The sequence below is a fragment of the Sodalis sp. RH21 genome, from assembly GCF_047324175.1.
In the GTDB taxonomy this organism is placed as follows: Bacteria; Pseudomonadota; Gammaproteobacteria; order Enterobacterales; family Enterobacteriaceae; genus Acerihabitans.
In genome coordinates this window covers 393,861-414,068 of the sequence record NZ_CP178732.1, presented here as the reverse complement: position 1 = coordinate 414,068, position 20,208 = coordinate 393,861, and the positions used below count along the sequence as shown (strand labels likewise).

General features: G+C 52.8%; 18 protein-coding genes, 1 tRNA gene and 2 pseudogenes. 10 read left to right on the top strand and 11 right to left on the bottom strand.

Annotated features, from left to right (window positions below):
• Positions 1 to 20: 20 nt before the first annotated feature.
• Positions 21 to 527, bottom strand: a complete 507-nt coding sequence (gene mug / locus ACL2XP_RS01995; protein WP_413736911.1) for a G/U mismatch-specific DNA glycosylase — start codon at positions 525 to 527, stop codon at positions 21 to 23.
• A gap of 133 nt (positions 528 to 660) precedes the next feature.
• Here mug and ACL2XP_RS01990 point away from each other — a divergent pair.
• Positions 661 to 737: transfer RNA gene (locus ACL2XP_RS01990), tRNA-Ile, on the top strand.
• A gap of 423 nt (positions 738 to 1,160) precedes the next feature.
• On the top strand, positions 1,161 to 1,319 hold the full coding sequence (locus ACL2XP_RS01985) for a hypothetical protein (RefSeq protein WP_413736910.1): 159 nt from the start codon (positions 1,161 to 1,163) through the stop codon (positions 1,317 to 1,319).
• Here ACL2XP_RS01985 and ACL2XP_RS01980 read toward each other — a convergent pair.
• From ACL2XP_RS01980 to ACL2XP_RS01965, 4 genes and pseudogenes are all read right to left on the bottom strand, one after another.
• Positions 1,316 to 1,927, bottom strand: a complete 612-nt coding sequence (locus ACL2XP_RS01980; RefSeq protein ID WP_413736909.1) for a Fic/DOC family protein — start codon at positions 1,925 to 1,927, stop codon at positions 1,316 to 1,318. The genes ACL2XP_RS01985 and ACL2XP_RS01980 overlap by 4 nt on opposite strands.
• Before the next feature lie 4 nt (positions 1,928 to 1,931).
• Positions 1,932 to 2,259, bottom strand: a pseudogene (locus ACL2XP_RS01975) (integrase); the annotation flags it as partial.
• Positions 2,260 to 2,907: 648 nt separating this feature from the next.
• The gene (locus ACL2XP_RS01970) at positions 2,908 to 3,285 is read right to left on the bottom strand and encodes a TetR family transcriptional regulator (protein WP_413739054.1); all 378 of its coding nucleotides are present in this window, start codon (positions 3,283 to 3,285) and stop codon (positions 2,908 to 2,910) included.
• Positions 3,286 to 3,330: 45 nt separating this feature from the next.
• Positions 3,331 to 3,534, bottom strand: a pseudogene (locus tag ACL2XP_RS01965) (helix-turn-helix domain-containing protein); the annotation flags it as partial.
• 438 nt (positions 3,535 to 3,972) lie between these two features.
• Here ACL2XP_RS01965 and ACL2XP_RS01960 point away from each other — a divergent pair.
• From ACL2XP_RS01960 to ACL2XP_RS01940, 5 genes are all read left to right on the top strand, one after another.
• Positions 3,973 to 4,713, top strand: coding sequence for an SDR family oxidoreductase (locus ACL2XP_RS01960; RefSeq protein ID WP_413736908.1), 741 nt, complete (start codon positions 3,973 to 3,975; stop codon positions 4,711 to 4,713).
• A 165-nt stretch (positions 4,714 to 4,878) separates the two neighbouring features.
• Positions 4,879 to 6,087, top strand: coding sequence for an MFS transporter (locus tag ACL2XP_RS01955; RefSeq protein ID WP_413736907.1), 1,209 nt, complete (start codon positions 4,879 to 4,881; stop codon positions 6,085 to 6,087).
• A 163-nt stretch (positions 6,088 to 6,250) separates the two neighbouring features.
• Positions 6,251 to 6,892: a glutathione S-transferase family protein gene (locus ACL2XP_RS01950; RefSeq protein ID WP_413736906.1), complete on the top strand. Its 642-nt coding sequence runs from the start codon at positions 6,251 to 6,253 to the stop codon at positions 6,890 to 6,892.
• A gap of 343 nt (positions 6,893 to 7,235) precedes the next feature.
• Positions 7,236 to 7,631 (top strand): RidA family protein, encoded by a 396-nt coding sequence (locus ACL2XP_RS01945; protein WP_413736905.1) that lies wholly within the window; start codon positions 7,236 to 7,238, stop codon positions 7,629 to 7,631.
• 1,010 nt (positions 7,632 to 8,641) lie between these two features.
• Positions 8,642 to 9,958 carry a hypothetical protein gene (locus tag ACL2XP_RS01940; RefSeq protein WP_413736904.1) on the top strand — a complete coding sequence of 439 codons (1,317 nt, stop codon included), beginning with the start codon at positions 8,642 to 8,644 and terminating at the stop codon, positions 9,956 to 9,958.
• A gap of 16 nt (positions 9,959 to 9,974) precedes the next feature.
• Here ACL2XP_RS01940 and ACL2XP_RS01935 read toward each other — a convergent pair whose 3' ends face one another.
• Both ACL2XP_RS01935 and rlmG read right to left on the bottom strand, forming a co-directional pair.
• Positions 9,975 to 10,274: an MbeD/MobD family mobilization/exclusion protein gene (locus ACL2XP_RS01935; protein WP_413736903.1), complete on the bottom strand. Its 300-nt coding sequence runs from the start codon at positions 10,272 to 10,274 to the stop codon at positions 9,975 to 9,977.
• A 107-nt stretch (positions 10,275 to 10,381) separates the two neighbouring features.
• The gene (rlmG, locus tag ACL2XP_RS01930) at positions 10,382 to 11,509 is read right to left on the bottom strand and encodes a 23S rRNA (guanine(1835)-N(2))-methyltransferase RlmG (protein ID WP_413736902.1); all 1,128 of its coding nucleotides are present in this window, start codon (positions 11,507 to 11,509) and stop codon (positions 10,382 to 10,384) included.
• A 212-nt stretch (positions 11,510 to 11,721) separates the two neighbouring features.
• Between rlmG and ACL2XP_RS01925 the strand changes: the two genes are divergently transcribed.
• From ACL2XP_RS01925 to ACL2XP_RS01915, 3 genes are all read left to right on the top strand, one after another.
• On the top strand, positions 11,722 to 12,720 hold the full coding sequence (locus ACL2XP_RS01925; RefSeq protein WP_413736901.1) for a Gfo/Idh/MocA family protein: 999 nt from the start codon (positions 11,722 to 11,724) through the stop codon (positions 12,718 to 12,720).
• Positions 12,720 to 13,475 (top strand): glutamine amidotransferase, encoded by a 756-nt coding sequence (locus ACL2XP_RS01920; RefSeq protein WP_413736900.1) that lies wholly within the window; start codon positions 12,720 to 12,722, stop codon positions 13,473 to 13,475. The genes ACL2XP_RS01925 and ACL2XP_RS01920 overlap by 1 nt, the downstream gene beginning before the upstream one ends.
• Before the next feature lie 236 nt (positions 13,476 to 13,711).
• Positions 13,712 to 14,653 (top strand): TerC family protein, encoded by a 942-nt coding sequence (locus ACL2XP_RS01915; protein WP_413736899.1) that lies wholly within the window; start codon positions 13,712 to 13,714, stop codon positions 14,651 to 14,653.
• Here the strand turns inward: ACL2XP_RS01915 and ACL2XP_RS01910 are convergent.
• From ACL2XP_RS01910 to uxaC, 4 genes are all read right to left on the bottom strand, one after another.
• Positions 14,650 to 15,192, bottom strand: coding sequence for a YgjV family protein (locus tag ACL2XP_RS01910; protein WP_413736898.1), 543 nt, complete (start codon positions 15,190 to 15,192; stop codon positions 14,650 to 14,652). The genes ACL2XP_RS01915 and ACL2XP_RS01910 overlap by 4 nt on opposite strands.
• 96 nt (positions 15,193 to 15,288) lie before the next feature.
• Entirely contained in the window at positions 15,289 to 16,779 is a 1,491-nt protein-coding gene (locus tag ACL2XP_RS01905; RefSeq protein WP_413739053.1) for a UxaA family hydrolase, read from the bottom strand.
• Between the two features lie 14 nt (positions 16,780 to 16,793).
• Positions 16,794 to 18,245: a tagaturonate reductase gene (locus tag ACL2XP_RS01900; protein WP_413736897.1), complete on the bottom strand. Its 1,452-nt coding sequence runs from the start codon at positions 18,243 to 18,245 to the stop codon at positions 16,794 to 16,796.
• Between the two features lie 92 nt (positions 18,246 to 18,337).
• Positions 18,338 to 19,747, bottom strand: a complete 1,410-nt coding sequence (uxaC, locus tag ACL2XP_RS01895; protein ID WP_413736896.1) for a glucuronate isomerase — start codon at positions 19,745 to 19,747, stop codon at positions 18,338 to 18,340.
• Between the last annotated feature and the right edge of the window lie 461 nt (positions 19,748 to 20,208).

The following is a 20,208-nucleotide window of genomic DNA, read 5'->3' as shown; positions in this document are numbered from 1 at the left end:
CGCCCGGATTAACCGGGCGGCTAACGACCGCGCGTCGCCAGAATGGCATCCAGCTCGCGATAGGATTTAATCAGCGTCTCGAACCCCATGCGGTTCAGGCCGCTGGGATTGGGCAGCACCCAAATCTCGGTCTTGCCGATGGTGACTTCCTGCTTGCCCCAGATCGCATTGCTCACCCGGAACGCCTGCCGATAGGCCTGCTTGCCCAGCACCGCCAGGGCCGTGGGCTGGTATTCCTGGATTTTTTCAATCAGCCGCTTGCCGCCTTCGCGGTATTCCTCGCGGGTAAGCTCCGTCGCCTCCACCGTTGGCCGCTCGGATAGCATGGTAATGCCGCATCCGGTAACCAGTAATTGCCGCTCCTCTTCGGGTTTAAGCTGGCGCTCGGTAAACCCGGCCAAATGAATCACTTTCCAGAAGCGGTTATTAGGATTAGCGAAATGAAATCCCATGTGGGCGCTGGAAAACCCGGGGTTGATACCGCAGAACACCACCCTTAGGCCCGGGGTAAGAATGTCCTCTATCATCTTGAAAACTCCTGAAAATGCAGCATGCTATCATCGCCGGTTAATAATAGCGCGTAATTGGCGATAAATCCGCCAAGCAAACCGCCGCCCTATGGATCTGGCAACTGAGTTACTCTATAATCAACGCCCACTCGGCCCCTTAGCTCAGTTGGTTAGAGCAGGCGACTCATAATCGCTTGGTCGCTGGTTCAAGTCCAGCAGGGGCCACCAAGAAAAACGTTATAAATCATCATATTACAACCACCCTTCCTCGCTTCGATTTCCCCTGTTTTACCCGAGTGTCGCAAAAGTGTCTCACCAGAAAAAATCGTGCCTCAGCGGTGACGCAGTTTTGACACCGGAAACGGGCAAACGGCAGGCGTAAAAAAACCTGCTCTCGCAGGCTTGGCTCAGAACCAAAACGCATCTTGCTTGGCCCTGGGATGGGGCGGCGCCGGATTTACGCGGCCGGGGTCAGTCCCGAGGCCTTTGAACGGGCCCCATCGTGGGGACAGGATATGTCCACGGTTTTGGGGGGCAGTCCAATTTCGTGAAAAACCTAAGTTCCCCCCTGGGAAATTACCGACTGATAACAGCCTTGCGAGCTGCCCCTATTCGAACTAGAATCAAAGCTTAAATAACGAGGCTCTTAGCATGACAAAAAAAACAGCACATGATCAGATTACTAAAACTCAAATCTACCGTGCCGTTGCCAGCTCAACCGCTATCGAGACAGGCGTTTCTGTAAAAAAAATTGAGCAACAACTCAAACGCTATCAGGCGCAGGCAAAAGCCGTCGGTCTAGCCCGCTAATCTGGCAAAATATCACCTACCAACCTTACCATGGGTGCATAGTTGCCCGATACACCCGCCTGAATCGCCTTAAAATAAAACGTTTTGTGCTCATCCCATAAGCTGTAATCCAGTAATCCCGCTCCTGCCTGTACCGCCAAGACGACAAAAAGCAAACGCGACAAACGCCCATTCCCCTCCCGAAAAGGATGGATAAGAATAAATTCCACATGGCATTCAGCTAGATAGCTAACCAAGTCTGGGCGAAGTAAAGATTTCAACTCACCAGATCGAGAGAAAAACTGTTTCTCAAAGCCAGCGATTAACAGTGGAATTCGGTCGGCAGCGGCAAACTGGAAACCGTCTTTTGTCAAATTAGCGTTACGCGGCCTCCCAGCCCATTCGTACACATTCCCCAGCCATTGGCGATGCCCACGGATATGGCTAAAAGCCAGCGTTGCCGGCGGCTGAGCGCTGATAAAAAGCTTCTCATACAGCATCACCAGCAGGCCAGACTCCAGCGCCTCCATTTCATGCTCATCAATAATGCCCAGTTTGTTAGCAAGCACCGTATCACCGGAGCCTGGCTGATATCGCTCTTCCGCTGAATTAAGCTCATATTTTGACAAACACTTACCTCCGTTCGAACAAATTCACAACGTTGTTTTCTTGCTGCTGTTGATGATTGTTAACCTGCGACTCCCAACACTCACGCGCCTTACGCTTTTCGGTTGGGTAATCATAGCGATCAGAATGTTTAGGACTGACATCATTCAGAGCGTGATTCTGGATACGATCACGGATCTCCTTACTAATGACTAATGCCCGCCTCCCCCATCGGGATTTTACAGGTACAGCGTAAATCGAGTGCCGTGAAAACCTTGAACTCCGGGTTGCAGGCTCGGAAATACATGATGGAACGAGCAAGACTATCGGTACGCACCGGGCGCTGGCCATTGGTTCAAGTCCAGCAAGGGGCACAAAAAAATCCAGTGCTTAATGGCTATACGGCCTTAACACGGTTAAAATTGTTATGAAACAGCTTAACTTACTTTGTAACTGTCAGCGCGGAGCCGACCCCATCACGCTTGCTCCTTCCAGTAACTCAAAAAAAATCACACGATAAAAATCATATGACAGGTAATAATTATTAATAAATAATCGGTTATAACATCAATATTTGAACCAATTTTTTTCAGAACCTTCCAGGAAACATTAATCTTTGCAATTATAGATAAATTAGATTATTCAGAATGGGATAAGAAAAAAAGGACTTATAAATCATCATGGCATATATTTCTTGATAAAAAACCATATGACATAATGCAAGAGAGAAAAATGGCTAACTCAAGCCCTTTTGCTTAACGCTGATGGCAGAAAAAAATAAAAACATTAAAATTAATTAATTACGTGACTATATAATTTTTAAAAGTAGCGAAGCCGGGCCAGAATTAAGCAACCTGAAGTTGCAAACATTATCATACTCTGCTGATGCATGGCATCCTGCTCGTTAGCAAAACATTTCATCATGTGTTAAGCACAAATTGATGATGATGTATTCATTAGTAAAGATCAGACACTCCAGTTTTATGCGCTGAACGTCGTCCCCCTACTCAAGCTTTTCCAGGTAAGCGCAGAACATATCCGCCATGGCATCCGCGTAGGCGCCGATTTCCGCTGGTGTACGGGGACTTTCCGAAAAATGCTTTCCCGCGGCGCTGAGCGTCGTGCCGATCAAATCCGCGGCCAGTTCGCAGTTTTGCGGCGTTGCCTTGGGCAGCGCTTGCTGCAAGAAGGCCTGCATGGCGCGCGCTGCCGACAACCGCGCCTCCAGGGCCTCGGGTGCGTCGCGATACAGCGGGGCGGCATCACTGAGCGCCACGCGCATCTCGGCTTCTTCACATTCGGAACGAATAAAAGCGTGAACCAGACTGCGTAGCCGTTGCAGCGGGGGACTGCCGGCATCGTCAAGAATACTGCCCAGCATTTCCGTCGTCTGCCGCCATTCGTCGCTTTGGAGTCGAAAGAGGATCGCAGCCTTGTTCGGAAAGTACTGATACAGCGATCCAATGCTTATACCCGCTTTCTCAGCTACCCGCGCGGTAGTGAACCTGTTTGCGCCCTCCGTCGCCAACACCCGGGCTGCGGCCTCAAGGATCGCGGCTACGAGTTCAGTAGAACGGGCCTGTTTCGGCTGTTTGCGCGAGGAAATGCGCGGTGACGGGAGGCTGGTCATGAATGAATACCGGTGCGTAATGAAAATGCGATGAATTAATCATAATCTGGCGGGGCGAATTATTCATCCTGTTTCAGCCCTGTGCCAACCCAGCACTCAAATTTAGCGAAAATTCGGGCTGACGAGGCCTCACGGCGATGGCTTAACGGGCACCGCCGCCAAACCTGAGCAGCGACTGCATAAATCGCGATTGCGAGTCCGGCCCAACGGCCCAACCCGGCCGATTTTTGTAGTAAATACATTGAATTGCGCCACCGATCATGGACGATTGACGAGGCAAAAGGAATGCGAATTGGAAATGCGATTAATTAATCGTATTCTTGATTAATTAATGAACGAGCGTCTTGTTCGATCCGCCGGTACTTATGCGTTGCCCGTGAAGTGCTCCGCTCGGTCAGGATCTGATAACGGCGCAAATCCCCAATTTAAGGAAGATATATGATCAACCAAGAAAATCGTACCGCCATCGTAACCGGAGCCGCCAAAGGTATCGGCGCGGCGCTGGCCAAGCGGCTGGCTGCGGATGGTTTTCAGACCATCGTCAACTATTCTGCCAGCGCCACCGATGCCGAGGCGGTGGTTGCCGTCATAGCGGCGTCCGGCGGGCGCGCGAAAGCGATTAAAGCAGACGTCGCCGATGCATCGGCGATCAAGATGCTGTTCGACCGGGCAGAGGCCGAGTACGGCCCCGTAGATGTCCTGGTGAATAATGCCGGGGTCAGCAAGATGTCGCCGCTGTCGCAGGTTACTGACGAAGATTACCAGCGCCTGATTGCGGTCAACCTCACGGGCACGTTCAACGGTATGCGCGAGGGGGCCAGGCGCGTGCGCGACGGCGGGCGCATCATCAACCTATCGACGAGCATTATCGGCAACTACCTCCCTGGCCATGGCATCTACGCGGCGACCAAGGCGGCGGTGGAAGCGCTGACGCATACCCTCGCCAAAGAACTGGGTTCGCGCGGCGTTACCGTTAATGCGGTTGCGCCGGGTCCTGTGGCTACCGAGTTGCTTTTTGCCGACCGGCCCGAAGAATTAATCAAGCGCCTGATCAACGACATCCCGCTGGGCAGACTCGGTGAACCCGAGGATATCGCCCGTATCGTGTCATTTTTAGCCAGCGCGCAGAGCGGCTGGATCAACGGACAGGTGATTAAGGCGAATGGGGGCCGCAACTGACGAGGTGTAAGTCCGGGCCGGGTATGCGCCTTTGGTAATATCGCCAGATTTTTTCAAGCCGTAAGCGTTCAACGTTATTCAACGCAACCAGCGCCTGTCATCGACGGAAATGCATGCATTGCTTTTCGCCGATGCGGGTACAGTCCGAAGAATACTGAGAATACTATGGCTACATCATTAACACCAAAAGCCGCGCAGTCACGCTTGCTGCTGTTGACCGTGGTTCTGTTTGTTTCTTATCTTTGCGTCGCCATCCCCATTCCCATTCTATCCGTATACGTAACCGCGCAACTCGGCCTTGGCAATGTCTGGGCCGGGCTGGCGGTGGGAAGCGCTTTTGTATCGACCATCGCCACCCGCGGGCACGCGGGTAACTTAGCGGATGGCAAAGGCGCTAAAGTTGCGGTGACGCGCGGTTTAGCTATCTATGCTGCCGGCGCCCTCGTCACATTAGGCGCCGGGATACGCTACGATGCGGCAACCTCCGCTTACCTGATAATGCTGATTGGGCGGCTACTGATTGGCTTGGGCGAGAGTTTGGTCGGTGTCGGAATCGTGGCCTGGGGCATAGAAATTGTCGGGCCGGCTCAATCCGGCAAGGTTATGGCGCTCGTCGGCGCGGCGGTTTATGGTGCCTACGCGGTTGGCGCCCCGATTGGCCTGGCGTTGTTCGAGCGCCTCGGCTTTGTGATGACCATGGCCATTAGCGCGCTGCTGCCATGCCTGGGGCTATTGGCCATCTGGAGTCTGCCAGGTATCGCCCCGCCCCCCCATACCGATCGCCCATCGTTTTTTAGCGTTATAGGCCAAATCAGGTGGTATGGGCTTATCGTATGCCTGCAAGGCATCGGTTTTGCGGCGCTTGAAGCATTCTTCGTCCTTTATTTTCTTGAACAACATTGGAGCTATGCCGCGTTTGGTTTCACCACATTCGGAGTAGGCTTTGTGCTGATGCGGATGCTCTTCGGCCACCTCCCGGATCGTTTAGGCGGCCTAGCGGTTGCCATTGGATCGCTCGCCATGGAGGCGATTGGACAGTTCCTAATCTGGGGGGCCTACGACCCGATGCTTGCTCTGGTCGGCGCATTCCTTACCGGTCTGGGCTGCTCCATGATTTTTCCGGCCATGGGGCGGGAGGTCGTACATCTGATCCCGTCCCACTTGCGCGGCGCGGCTTTAGGCGGTTTCATCGCCTTCCAGGATCTGGCTTATGGACTGACCGGTCCGCTGGCAGGGCTTATTGCTGACCGCGCGGGTTATGGCAGCACATTTCTGGTTGGCGCTATTGCGGCGGTTGCTGGTTTCCTGATGGCGCTTTACCTTCGACAGATACGGTCAGGCCATCCACGAACGCAAAGCGGTCAGTCAGGGTGATCGGACTGGCGCGAGGAAGTTTTGCGCTGGCATGCCACTCATCCGCATGAAGTAGTACCGCGTATGCGGGAAGCATGGCGAGCGTAAAGGCATTTCGTTTCTGATAGGATGAATTGCAATACACCAGCCATCTGTGATTCCCGTTATCGCCAGGAGATTGTTGATGCTACAAATCTGGGGAAGGAAAACCTCGTCCAATGTACAGGCGCTGATGTGGTGCGTTGGCGAGCTGGCCCTTGACTATCGGCGCTATGATGTCGGGCACAAGCACGGCGGCAATGATACGCCGGAATTTTTAGCCATGAATCCCAACGGTACCGTCCCGGTGTTGAAAGATGATGGGGACCCGGCTATATGGGAAACCGGCGCTATTTTGCGCTATCTTGCCGCGCGTTATGGCGATAGGTCTTTTTGGCCGCAGGATGCTGGCCGCCGATCGCAGGTGGATATGTGGGCGGAGTGGTCCAAAATTAATGTGGCGCTTGGTTTCACCGCGCCGATATTCTGGCGCGTAGTGCGGACCGCGCCTCAACATCGAGATCAACAGGCGATTAATGCCGCGGCGGAAAAACTGGCGGCCCTGCTGAATATCGCCGAAAAACGTTTATCCGCGCACCGTTATCTGGCCGGCGATGATTTTACCCTGGCTGACATTCAGTTCGGGCACATTCTTTATCGCTATTATGACATCGATATCCCCCGCCCCGCGATGCCTTACCTGGATGAGTATTATCATCGCCTGGCCTGCCGCCCGGCTTATCAGGAACATGTGATGGTCGCATATGAAGAGTTAAGGGTGCTATAACCTTATCCGTAAGAGGATGCCAGTAAGAATGGCGCGGGCTGGTTTAATTACCCCGAGGCAAACCAAGCGTTACTGGCACTGAAAACCCGGAGAAAGCGTGCTCCGGGTTTTAATTAGATTAGGTCATTTAACAAACATGTGGGCCAAGCCGTATTACTCATCAATTTCCGGTTATAGTTTTATAAAATTCACGCCAAGCGGTAAATATCGTAAGTTGCCATGGCATGATGACAGCACGTTTTTAAGCAAATAGTTCAGCAAATAGTTCAGCAAATGGTTCAGCACGTTCGCTCTCAAGCTTATCGCTATCCTTTTATCATCAATCGCATCCCAGGACCCCCTTATGCCCGATCGTGAAATTATCATCCCCGAATCAATGCGCCAGCTGGTTGAACGCGCTGGATACGCGCCTGCGGTAAAAGTGGGTCCGGTGCTGTACTGCGCCGGTCAAATCGGGCGTACTGCCGAACTGGAAGTGATAGCGGATGCCGAGCAGCAATTTATTGCCTGCTGGGAAAACCTGCAACTGGTACTGGCAGCCGGCGGCTGCACCTTTGAGGATGTGGTTGAAATGACCACGTATCACGTCAATATGAGCCAGCATATGGACATTTTCAGGGAAGTTAAAAACCGGGTATTCCCCCGCGCAACCTGCGCCTGGACGCGTATCGGCGTAGCGGAACTGGCGCACCCGGGCTTGCTGGTTGAGATCAAATGCGTGGCCGTACAGCGGAATTGACCAAAGCGACAGCGGAACCCACCTGAAAAGGAACTTAAGGCGATGCCCCGCGCCGTCGGTCAACCACGCAATCAAATGGCAGATTAAACGTTTACTTGCCCCAAGGCCTTGGCCAGGGGCCGTATTGCCCGAAAACATCGGCCAAGCCACCACGCTGTCGTGCCGCTTTTTCTACGTTGCTTATTTTTCTTAAAATTTGATTATTATTTTTTCGCATTTTTGATAAACCGCTAGAATAACAAAACTGCCAACGCAATTAACATACCGCAATTAATATAGTGATTATCGATGATAAGAGATAAAGAACAACATCGATTGTGGTGCTATTATCTATAAGTAAATTATCAGACAAGACTATAAAGTCTTCTAAAAATAAACACCATATAACCCATAAAATCGATTCTTTATTGACTCCATTATTTTTAATCTGAAGTACATTGCAATTAATACAAATGTTAATGCCTTACATATTTTTACTGCCATCAAATTCACGCCTTTTCGTGATATCTTATATGGAAATAAATTAAAAAAAACAAATTTTCAAGCAAAATATATCAATGCCAACACCATATTCATCAATTGTTATTCAAATAAATAATATGAAATTTATATTATCTTTCTATATTACTATGGGCGTTATTCATGGCCAGGGCTTCTTTTATCCGGCAGATGGCCGCAGGCAAATCAGGTCGGGGTGATTGCCGAAAAGGGTAGCATGCAGCCCAGCACAGACCCAACGCTGCCCGGACAAAAATGCCATGCCAGTGCCTGGAATATTACGCCGTGGCTATGCTCCGCCAGCTTGCTTTTGGGTGAAGATCGGCGCTACGGATTTATTGCTTGTCAATGCGTAAAATGTATTTTCATCGCCAATGGCGTTTTTTTTAATTTATTTAGGGTATGATTCGATAAGGCGGACACCTTATTTTTATGGTTGACTCGCCGTAACCTCAGTCGATACCATCGTCATTTTTATAACATAAAGAAACATAGTATAACACGAGGCCAATATGTTCAGTTCCAACCTCAGTAAAGGTATAACCCACTATAACACTCCTCCTTCCAATCCCTCCCTAGAACAACAATCAATGGAAAATAAATATAATGACAACGTTTTACGCAAGAATATAGAGATTATAAAAAATATATATAATTCGAAAAATAGTGCATTGCCCGATCCGCCAGCCAGTCCCGCAACCGAGGATTATCTTACCTTGGGCTTGCAACTTCCCCCCCACGCGCCCGCTGAGGATGGCGTTAAACCACCATCGGCCGGAACCCTTGCTGCGGTAAAAGAGATTTTAGATTCAATACTTATCGCCTGGTTCGAGACGATAGCGGCGGATGAAGACACCCGGCATAAATTCTACGCCGTGTCCCGCGATTTGATCCAAGAATTTGCATATTTCACAGACGCATCCCCGACTGGGCACGCATCTTCGCTCGGGGATGGTATCGACACGACACCCGCTGAATTGAAATCGGTGATCCGCGCCGGCAAGCTTATCGACAAGGTATTGTTAGACATAGCTATTAATTTGCTGGCAAATGGACATGATGCTTATTTTTCCACGCCTGCGCTGTTGTTTAGCGCCGGCGGCGAAAACGATATCGGTAGCGCGCACACCCATCTGCTGGAGAATGTACAATGGTTTAAAGATATGGCCCGTAAGAAATTGGTCCGGCTGGCGCCGGGTCAAAAATTGATGATGCCTTTACTATCGCTTTCGGTGGGCCAGCCTGGCCAATATCCATCCGGTAGCCATTTCAGCGCCATATTAGCCATACGGGTCGCCGGCGGTTTCAGATTTAATATCTTTGATAGCAACGATGACGCCATTCAACATACGGATAAAGAGCGGCTAATCGATGAACTGATCGAACAATCCAGTCATAGTGAGCTGTTTTATTATGGACAACAGTTTCAATGGCATAACGACTGCGGTATCCATACGTATAATTTCTTTAGATTATGCTGCGCCGCGCCGGCCGGCGTGGTTAGCGAAACCACCGCTATGCAAAAAGTTTTTGAGGACTATATCGCGAATTTAACCACGATCCGGGACCGGCTGCACGGCGATACCACGGCGTCCAGCAGCCTGCTGCGTATTTATTTCGCCTTGGATTGCATCCGAACCGGTTATACGGGGAATTTATATAACGATCCCTGTTTGCTGTCGCAGATTTACGATTCGCAAGAACCCGATACGACAACGCAGGAGGAAAAGGCCTGCTTTAACCGCATCGACAGCCTATGGAGCAGGTTGCGCCGCAGTTCGTCATTTAATCTCAATGCCTGGACCAGGCGCAAGAACAGCGAGTCCTGACCGGCCCGAACGCTGTCTAAATGGGTAGGGATTGTCGGAATGCCGATGCATCCCTGGCCAGCGCATCGATATGCGAGCTTAAGATTTTAATTTTATGAATCAGCGGATTGCGGTCGGGAGAGCTATCAAGGTTATTGAGCTGGCTTATCAACAGCGCATTTTGCTCGCGCAGTTTCGCTTCGCGGCGCAGGCTTTGATCCAACTGGTGTTGTAAAGTCTGATGGTCTTGCTGCCACAGCTGATGGTGACGGCCAAAGCTCTGCTCCAGTTCCGTCAATGCATCGTTTAGCCGTGTTTCGAACTCTTGCAACAACATAATGGTTCCTTAAAGATGACATTGGCGAAGTATAATGATTGTTAAACCTATCAACAAATCCGTTATAATTCGCCGCTCTTTTTTTACCCTTGACCCGTCCAGGCGGATTACGTTTTGACCGCGCGTAATACCACGAATTTCTGATTCGACCCAAGTGTAGTGCAATTACCAAATAACTGTTTGATCTTATGATAATAATCCAGATGGCGATTGGCAACGATACGCAATTCTCCCCCGGCGCGTAAACACCGTTTCGCCTCCCTGAACATCTCACGGGCAATATGATCGGTAATAACCTGCTGTTGGTGAAACGGCGGATTGCACAACACCGCCTGTAAGCAATCCGCCTCATAACCGGCCAGGGCGCTCCCTATGTTAAACTGGCAACGTGCCAGATCGTCGGGACGATTAGTTTTAATATTAATCTGGCTTGAAGCAATTGCCATATAAGATTCATCGACAAAATGCACCTGCGCCCGCGGATTAAGCCCGAGCGCGGTTAAGCCCAATACGCCGTTGCCGCAGCCTAAATCCACCAGCGTGCCTTCCAGCCCCGCGGGCAAATATTGCATAAAAAAGCGGGCGCCGATATCCAGCGAGGCGCGGGAAAAAACGTTGGCGTGGTTATGAATCTGATACGGACTGTCTTCCAGGGACCAGACGCAGATTTGCTCGCGCACTGTTCCCAGCGGCGCCGTGGGCTGGCTAAAAATCAGCCGGGCTTTCTTTTTGGCCAGGGACGTGCGGGTGGGCCCGAGGATATCGCTAAAGCGCTGCAGGGTGGAATTGTGGATATCCCGCACCTTGCCGGCGGCGATAATCAGCGTGTCAGGGGTAGCGACCAGGCGCAGGGTATACAGTTGCCGCTCCAGCAGGGCCTGGGTCTTGGGTAATTTGATTAGGACCAGCCCCGGAGCGGCCGGTAATGGCGCCAGGCTGTCCAGGAACAGGACATTGCCGCCGGCCAGCGGATTTTTTTGCAGATTATGGCGGGTAGCCAGCTGGCTAAGGTAGGAGTCGCCGATACTGTAAGGGGAGCGCTGTTGCAGCGCACAGGCCAACGCGCCGAAGGCGTCGTTGAATATCAGCGTCGGTCCGGCCGCCGGCGCCAGGGTTGCGCAGTGCTGCAGCAGATATTCATCCGCCGCATCCCAGGCCTGTAAATTGTCATCGGCCGTATCGGGAGGATAACGATCGAGCTCCAGCGCACCGGTGGCATAGTCAAAGCGGCTCATAAGCCATTCCTGAAAAAATAAAATTGTGGTGTTTATCCTTGAAAACTCCGGGCCAGTAAACATCTTTTTGCGTTAACCGGCGGAAAGTCGACGATCGGGCGGATTTGAGCACAAAGCGGTAACGTGCCCTCCCCCGCACCGCAATGCTTGCCTGATACAATTAGCATGGTAATCTAAAAAAACTTTTTTATTGCGCAGGAAAATAATTCGGTATGATTCGCTTCGCTGTGATAGGTACCAATTGGATCACCCGCCAATTCATTGATGCTGCGCATGAGAGCGGCAAACTGAAACTGACCGCCATCTACTCCCGCCGGATCGAGCAGGCCCATAACCTCGGCGCGGATTATCCCGTACAGCACTATTTTGATTCGCTGGACGCGCTGGCGGCATCGGACGCAATTGACGCGGTCTATATCGCCAGCCCCAACTCTTTTCATTGCCCGCAGGCGCTGCTGTTTCTCAGCCATAAAAAACATGTCATTTGCGAAAAACCGCTGGCATCCAACCTGCAGGAGGTGGAGCGGATGATCGCCTGCGCCCGCGATCATCAGGTAGTGCTGTTCGAGGCGTTCAAGACCGCCTATTTGCCCAATTTCCTGGCGTTGCGGCAGGCGCTGCCCCGGGTGGGAAAAATTCGCAAAGTATTGCTGAATTATTGCCAATATTCGTCCCGTTATCCGGCGTATCTGGCCGGGGAGCATCCCAATACCTTTGATCCGGCCTTTTCCAATGGCTCAATCATGGATATCGGTTTTTATATGCTGGCGAGCGCCGTGGCTTTATGGGGCGAGCCGCTGGCCCTGCATGCGACGGCCGCTTTATTGGCCAGCGGCGTGGACGGCCACGGCACGGTATGTCTGGATTATGGCGACTTTGACGTCACGCTATGCCATTCCAAGGTTAGCCAGACCGCCTTGCCCAGCGAAATCCAGGGTGAGGAGGGTTCGCTGATTATTGAAAAAATGTCCGAATGCCAGCAGATCGTCCTGGTGCCCCGCGGCGGCAACAAGCAAGAACTGACAGAACCGCAGCATATTAATACTATGCTCTACGAGGCGGAACGGTTTGCCGCGCTGGTGGACGGCGGCGAGGTTGATCATGCCGGTTTGGCGCTCTCGCGCAGCACGGCAAAATTATTGACCGAAATTCGCCGCCAAACCGGGGTGGTCTTTCCCGCCGATAATCCCGATATCGATAAGGTAGCGTAATGCCGGCGGCCAAACCCATATTAATCCTGCAAACCGGCGATGCGCCGTCGGATGTCCGCCAGGCCAACGGCAATTACGATCGCATGTTCCTGGCCGCCGCCGGCCTGGCCCCGGATCGGGTGGTGGTGATCCATCTGCCCAGCGGCGGGCGGCCGGACGAGCCGCAGGCGTATTGCGGCGTGCTGATCACCGGTTCGGCGGCCATGGTTACCGAACGGCTGGCCTGGAGCGAATTCGCCGCGCAATGGCTGCGGACGGCCATGGCGGAGCAGATACCGATCTTCGGCGTCTGCTACGGTCATCAGTTACTGGCTTATGCGCTGGGCGGCAAGGTGGACTTTCTCGACGGGGGCATGGAGCTGGGCACCCACCCTATCGAGCTACTGCCCGATGCCCAGGACGATCCGCTGCTGGCGGCCATGCCCCGGCAATTCGCGGCCAATCTTATCCATTCCCAAACGGTGGTGTCGCCACCCGCCGGCGCGACGGTGCTGGCCCGCTCCGCCCGCGATCCGCACCAAATCCTGCGTTATCGGCCCAATGTGGTGACTACGCAGTTTCATCCGGAATTCACCGCCGGGGTAATGCAGGACTTTTTACAGGAAATGGCGCAGCAGCAGCCGGACCGGCAACCTGAGTTGGCGCGCATCGGCCTGGATATCGCCGATACTCCCGACAGCGAGTCCCTGATGGCCCGGTTCGTGCGCCAATGCATCGGCACCGGCCCGTCGCCGCGCCCGGCGGGGCAGGATTGACCGTAGCAATTTTTTACATTACAGTTACCATCAGCAAAGGGGAGTAACTTCTTCGTCGGTTTGCCGTCAATACGATGCTCGCGCATCCGGCTACCGGGCAACCAGACCAAGCGATATCATCTGCGTTGTAAGTGAGACCTTGCCGGAAGGCGAGGTTTGTTTACATCCTGGATCGGGAAAAAACGGCTCGCGTCTTCCGACGTCAGCCGTTTTTTTATTGTTTAAAGGATATCGCTATGAATACCGTTGGCACACCTTTGCTATGGGGCGGTTTTGCGGTGGTGGTCGTTATCATGCTGGCCATCGATTTGTTGTTGCAAGGCCGTACCATGACGTTCAAGCGGGCGGCCGTATGGTCGCTGGTGTGGATCTCGTTGTCGCTGCTGTTCAATGCCGCCTTTTGGTGGTATCTCTCCACCACCCAAGGCCGGGCCGTCGCCGATACCCAGGCGCTGGCGTTCCTGACCGGCTACCTGATTGAAAAAGCGCTGGCGGTGGACAATGTGTTTGTCTGGCTGATGCTGTTCAGCTATTTTTCCATACCGGCGCAGATGCAGCGCCGCGTGCTGATCTATGGCGTATTGGGGGCGATAGTCCTGCGCACCGTCATGATCTTCGGCGGCAGTTGGCTGGTGACCCAGTTTGAATGGCTGCTTTATTTGTTCGGCGCGTTCCTGCTGTTTACCGGTATAAAAATGGCGTGGTCGAAAGAGGATGATGCCGCCTTGGGCGAGAAGCCGCTGGTACGCTGGCTGCGCAGCCATCTGCGCATGACCGACGAACTGCACGGCGAACGCTTTTTTATCCGGCAAAACGGGCTGCTGTACGCCACCCCGCTGATATTGGTGTTGATCCTGGTGGAGTTCAGCGACGTGATTTTCGCCGTTGACAGCATTCCCGCCATTTTTGCGGTCACCACCGATCCCTTCATTGTCCTGACCTCGAACCTGTTCGCCATTTTAGGGCTGCGCGCCATGTATTTTATGCTGGCAGGCGTCGCCGAACGCTTCTCACTGCTGAAATATGGGCTGGCGCTGATTTTAGTGTTTATCGGCGTCAAAATGATGATCGTGGACTTTATTCATATTCCCATCGCCCTGTCGCTCGGCGTAGTGGCCGCTATACTGGCCGGCACGTTGTTGATTAACGCCTGGGTCAATCATCGCCGGGCGCTTTAACGCGCCTTGATGGCCTTGTTTTCCGCCTGGAACGGGTCGATGCCGCGCAGTTGCATACGGCGGAAGCGGATAATATTAATGCCGTTGACGATTAAAAAGCTGCCTTCGGTCAGCGACCCGCCGATGGAACCCAGCCAAATGTTGTGGGCGACCCAGCCGGCGGTGGAGCACCACATTACGCAGCGGGTGGTCAGCCCGCGGGTGCGGAACAGCGCCCAGGTGCTCATAACCGTGCCGGCGATCGGCAGCAGTTCAACGGCATATTTTATCTGCGATAGACCCAGGGACAGCGTCAGCGCAATAAAGATGAACATGACGATAATGCTGCGGGTACGGGTGGAGATCACCGTACGCAGCGCGTTAAGCACCGCGCTCATGCCCGCGGCGTTGGCGCCCATTAAAAAGAAATGGCAACCGATAATGAAGCTGTATAAAGCGAGCTGTAGCTTGAATTTGCGATCGTCACGTTTAATAAACATGGTGATGCCAACGATAAACGCCAACCCCCCCACCGCCTGGGCGACCCAATATAGGCTCATGACTTGAAATTCCTGTTAATCCAGAGAAATAGCGAAAAAAAACGGTGCTTCAAATTAATGAAACACCGTTCTTATTCTAAAGATTTAACCAAGTTATTACAACGTTACGCCGCTTTTAAATATGGCTAATTCACGGAAGTCATTGACTTCATTACGGGTATGTTTGCCATTAGCAATATCGACAATCAGGTCGACAAATTTTGCCAATACGTCATCCATCGCCACGCCGTGAATTAACTGGCCGGCATCAAAATCAATCCAATGGGGCTTTTTAGCGGCTAATTCACTATTGGTAGCCAATTTAACCGTCGGAACAAAACCGCCGTAAGGCGTGCCGCGACCGGTGCTGAACAACACCATATGGCAACCCGCGCCCGCCAGCGCGCTGGTGGCCACCGCGTCGTTGCCCGGCGCGCTGACCAGGTTTAGCCCGTGGACATGCAGGCGTTCACCATATTTCAGCACGTCCATCACTTTGCTTTGGCCCGCTTTCTGCGTACAGCCCAGAGATTTTTCCTCCAGGGTGGTAATGCCGCCGGCTTTATTTCCCGGTGACGGGTTTTCATAAATCGGCTGTTCATGGGCGATGAAATATTGTTTGAAGTCATTGACCATATGAACGGTTTTTTCAAACGTGGCTTCATCGCGGCAGCGGCTCATCAAAATGCGTTCCGCGCCGAACATTTCCGGTACTTCGGTTAATACCGAAGTACCGCCGTTGGCGATGACATAATCCGAAAAGCGTCCCAGCAGAGGATTGGCGGTGATACCGGACAGTCCGTCGGAACCGCCGCATTCCAGGCCGAATTTCAGCTCGCTGAGTTTACCCGGCTGGCGTTTATCGCCGCGCATCGCCAAATACAGCGCGCGCAGACATTCCAGGCCGGCCTCCACCTCATCATCCTGCTGCTGGCAGACCATAAAAGTCACCCGCTCCGGGTCATATTCGCCCAGGGTGGTGCGGAATACGTCGACCTGGTTGTTTTCGCACCCCAGGCCGATGACCAGCACCGCGCCGGCGTTCGGATGGCGCACCATGTTTTGCAGCATGGTGCGGGTGTTTTCATGATCCTGCCCCAGTTGCGAACAGCCGAACGGGTGGGTAAACAAATGGACGCCGTCGATATCTTCGGCGCCAAACGTTTCCTTCAGAAAACGCTGCTGAATTTGCTTGGCGATGCCGTTGACGCAGCCCACCGTGGGCAGTATCCACAATTCGTTGCGAATACCCACCTCGCCGTTGGCGCGCCGGTAGATCTGGATGTCGCGATCGGCCATTTGCTCCGGCAGGGTCTTGAAGTCCGGCAGATATTCATATTCATCCAAATCGCTGAGATTGGTCTTGGCGTTTTGGGAATGAATATGCTGCCCGGGAGCGATGTCGCATAACGCATGGCCGATGGGCAGGCCATACTTGACGATCATTTCGCCTTCAGCGATCGCCGCCAGGGCAAACTTATGCCCCCGGGCGATGGGCTGGGGCAGCGTGATCGTCGCGCCCCCCATTTCTACCGACTCATTGGCTTCCAGGTCTTGCAGGGCGACCGCCACATTGTCTAAAGAATGAATTTTAATAATATTCATGATTAACCTTTTTGCTTTTAGCAATAGGCGGAGACGGCCGCTCGCATGCCTTGATCGAGAATGGCTTGCAACTGCTGCTCTACCCGTTTCGCCAGGCCGGGAACCTGGAGCAGATCCTGTTCCCAATGCTCTGTGTCACCTAATACGTCATTCACTAATGTGCTTAACGCAACTTCACCTTGGTCCACACCGCTCCATAGCGATTGGTAACGGGTGATCCATTTTTCATCATCCTGCAACGGGTAGCCTTCGCCGTCGCGCTTGCCGCGGTAAAACGCAATCAGCGCCGCCAGGGCAAAGGTCAAGCGAGCAGGAAGTTCGCCGTGTTGCTCGCGATAAGTCAGCAACTGCGGCAAAATGCGGGTACGGAATTTGGTCATGCCGTTGAGCGCGATCGACAACAATTGATGCTGGATAAAGGGGTTGCGGAAACGGCTTAATACCGCCTGGGCAAACGACGTCAGTTCGTCGTGGGGCAAGTCCAGCACCGGGACAATCTCCTCGGCAATGGTTTTTTCCACAAAGGTGCTGATGAGCTTATCGTTCATGGCTTCGCCGACGGTGTCCAGGCCGGCCAGGAACGCCACGGGCACCAGCGCGGTATGGGCGCCGTTCAAGATGGCGACTTTGCGTTCTTTATAGGGTTTGATGTCATCGACAATGCGTACATTCAGGTCAAGCTGGTCGAGACGCAGTTCTTTGGCCAGCCATTGCGGTCCCTGGATCACAAACAAATAAAAATATTCGGCGGTATCGAGGAAAGTATCTTGATAACCCAGTTCGGCCTGCAATTCTTCCACTTCGCCGCGGGGATAACCGGTGACGATGCGGTCCACCAGGGTGGAACAGAAGGTATTGTTCTCATGCAGCCAGGTGGTGAATTCCGTCGGCAGCGCCCATTCGCGGGCATAACGCAGCACCAGTTCCTGCAGCGCCTCGCCGTTATAATCAATCAGTTCGCAGGGCAGTAGCACCCAGCCTTTATCGGCGGCGCCGTCAAAATGGCTGAAACGCTCAAACAGCAAGCGGGTTAATTTGGCCGGGTAGCTGGCGGGCGGCGTATCGGTCAATTTATCCCCGGCATGGTAGCTGATGCCGGCTTCGGTGGTGTTGGAAAACACGAAACGGATATTGGCATCGTGCGCCAGCGCCAGATATTCATCAAATTGCTGGTAGATGTTGATTTCGCGGTTAACCGAGCGAATCAGCCGCGGCTCGCGAACCGCTTCGCCCTGTTCGTTCAGGCCGCGGATAACGGTGGTGTACAGACCGTCCTGAGTGCTCAGCGACGGCGGGAAATCGGTATTGATCGGCCGGACGATCACGACGCCGGCATCAAGATCGGTGTGCTCATTGAGGAGGTCAAGCTGCCAATCGATAAAAGCCCGTAAAAAATTACCTTCGCCGAATTGAATCACGCGATCCGTATACTGGCGACCAGGAAAGTTTTGACGATTTAACGTTTGCATGCGAAATTTACCTTACGAAATTACCCGTTTGCAGGTAATAAAATAGAACTCAACAGCTATAACCGGGCAGGCCTGCGGCCTGCCCCCAATAATCACAGTTCGATGGCGAAGTAGCTTTTCGCATTATCGAAGCAGATATTCTTAACCATCTCACCCAGCAGATTAATATCCGCCGGCGCCTCGCCAGCCTCGACCCAATGACCCAGCATGCGGCACAGGATGCGGCGGAAATATTCATGACGGGTATAGGAAAGGAAACTGCGGCTATCGGTTTGCATGCCGACGAAGCGGCTCAGCAAGCCAAGGTTGGCCAATTGCAGCATTTGGCGCTCCATGCCGTCTTTCTGATCGTTAAACCACCAGCCCGGACCGAACTGCATTTTGCCCGGCATGCCTTCCCCCTGGAAATTACCTATCATGGTACCGATAATTTCGTTATCCGACGGATTCAGACAATAAAGGATGGTTTTCGGCAGCGCGTTATTTTTAGCCTGCGCATCCAATAAACGGGACAAGGCCATGGCGACCGGCTGATCATTGATGGAATCGAAACCGGTATCAGGACCGAGCTGCGCCAGCAAACGGCTGTTATTATTGCGCAACGCGCCGATGTGGTATTGCTGCACCCAACCGCGGCGGGTGTATTCGCTGCCCAGGAATAACAGGACGGCGGTTCTGAACTGGGCGATTTCTTCCTGGGACGGCAGCGTGCCGTCAAGGCGACGGGTCAGGATGCCGTTGAGGGTGCTTTCATCCGCTTCACCGTAGACCACGACGTCCAGGGCATGATCGGAAACCTTGCAGCCCAGGGCGGCAAAATGGTCCAGGCGTTTTTTCAGCGCGTCGCACAATTGGGCGAAACCGGTAATAGCCGTATCGGAAGCGGCTTCCAGGCGCTGCATATAGTCATTGAAGCCGGCAGCTTCAATATTAAAGGCTTTGTCCGGGCGCCAGCTCGGCAATACTTTAATGTTGAAACCGGCATCGTCCGCGATGGCTTTGTGGTGGACCAGGGAATCAACCGGATCATCGGTGGTGCCGGCCAGTTTCACGTTCATTTGTTTCATGATGCCGCGGGCGGAGAAGTTATCCTGAGCCAGCATTTCATTGCCGCGATCCCAGATTTCACGCGCGGTGGATGGGGAAAGCAGTTTGTCGGTAATACCGAACGGACGGCGCAATTCCAGATGCGTCCAATGAAACAGCGGGTTGCCGATGGTGTGGGGAACCGTTTCTGCCCAGGCCTGGAATTTTTCCCAATCCCCGGCGTCACCGGTGCAAAAACGCTCCGCCACGCCGTTGGTGCGCATGGCGCGCCATTTATAATGATCGCCTTTCAGCCAGATATCATACAAATTCTTGAAACGGTAATCGCCGGCGATTTGTTCCGGCGGCAAATGGCAATGAAAGTCATAAATCGGCTGGTCAACGGCGTAGTCATTATACAAACGGCGGGCGAACTCGCTATCCAACAAAAAATCTTCAGTCAAAAACTGGGACATTTCAGGCTCCTCACCTTCATCTTTATTGAGCAATGTATCTAAATTGTTGAAAGATGTTATACCAATTTAGCAGAAAATTACCGTACCTACTGGGGCTGATATACCATTTCCTGTCGAAATCAACAAAAACTCAACATTTATAAGTCAGCTTACGGGCATTCGCCCAGCTAACGGGACGATTTATTATCCCTTAAATAAAAAATGGTTTTTGTGATGGCTCTCAACTTTTAAATCTGTATGACAAGTTATCGTAGCGCCACATTGAGTCTGGACTCAATCATTTTGTCTTAGTGACCGCAATTCGGGTCATGAATGTATCTGGCGGGCCAGGGCGATGAGGATTTCCGGCGGTTATCGGCCGGGAGTGCTAAGAGCGGTATCCGGCACGGTGTTATCACGGCGGCGGCATACGCGTTGGCAAGGCGCGGGTGGCTAAAGCGCGGTAAACGGGCCGTCAGATT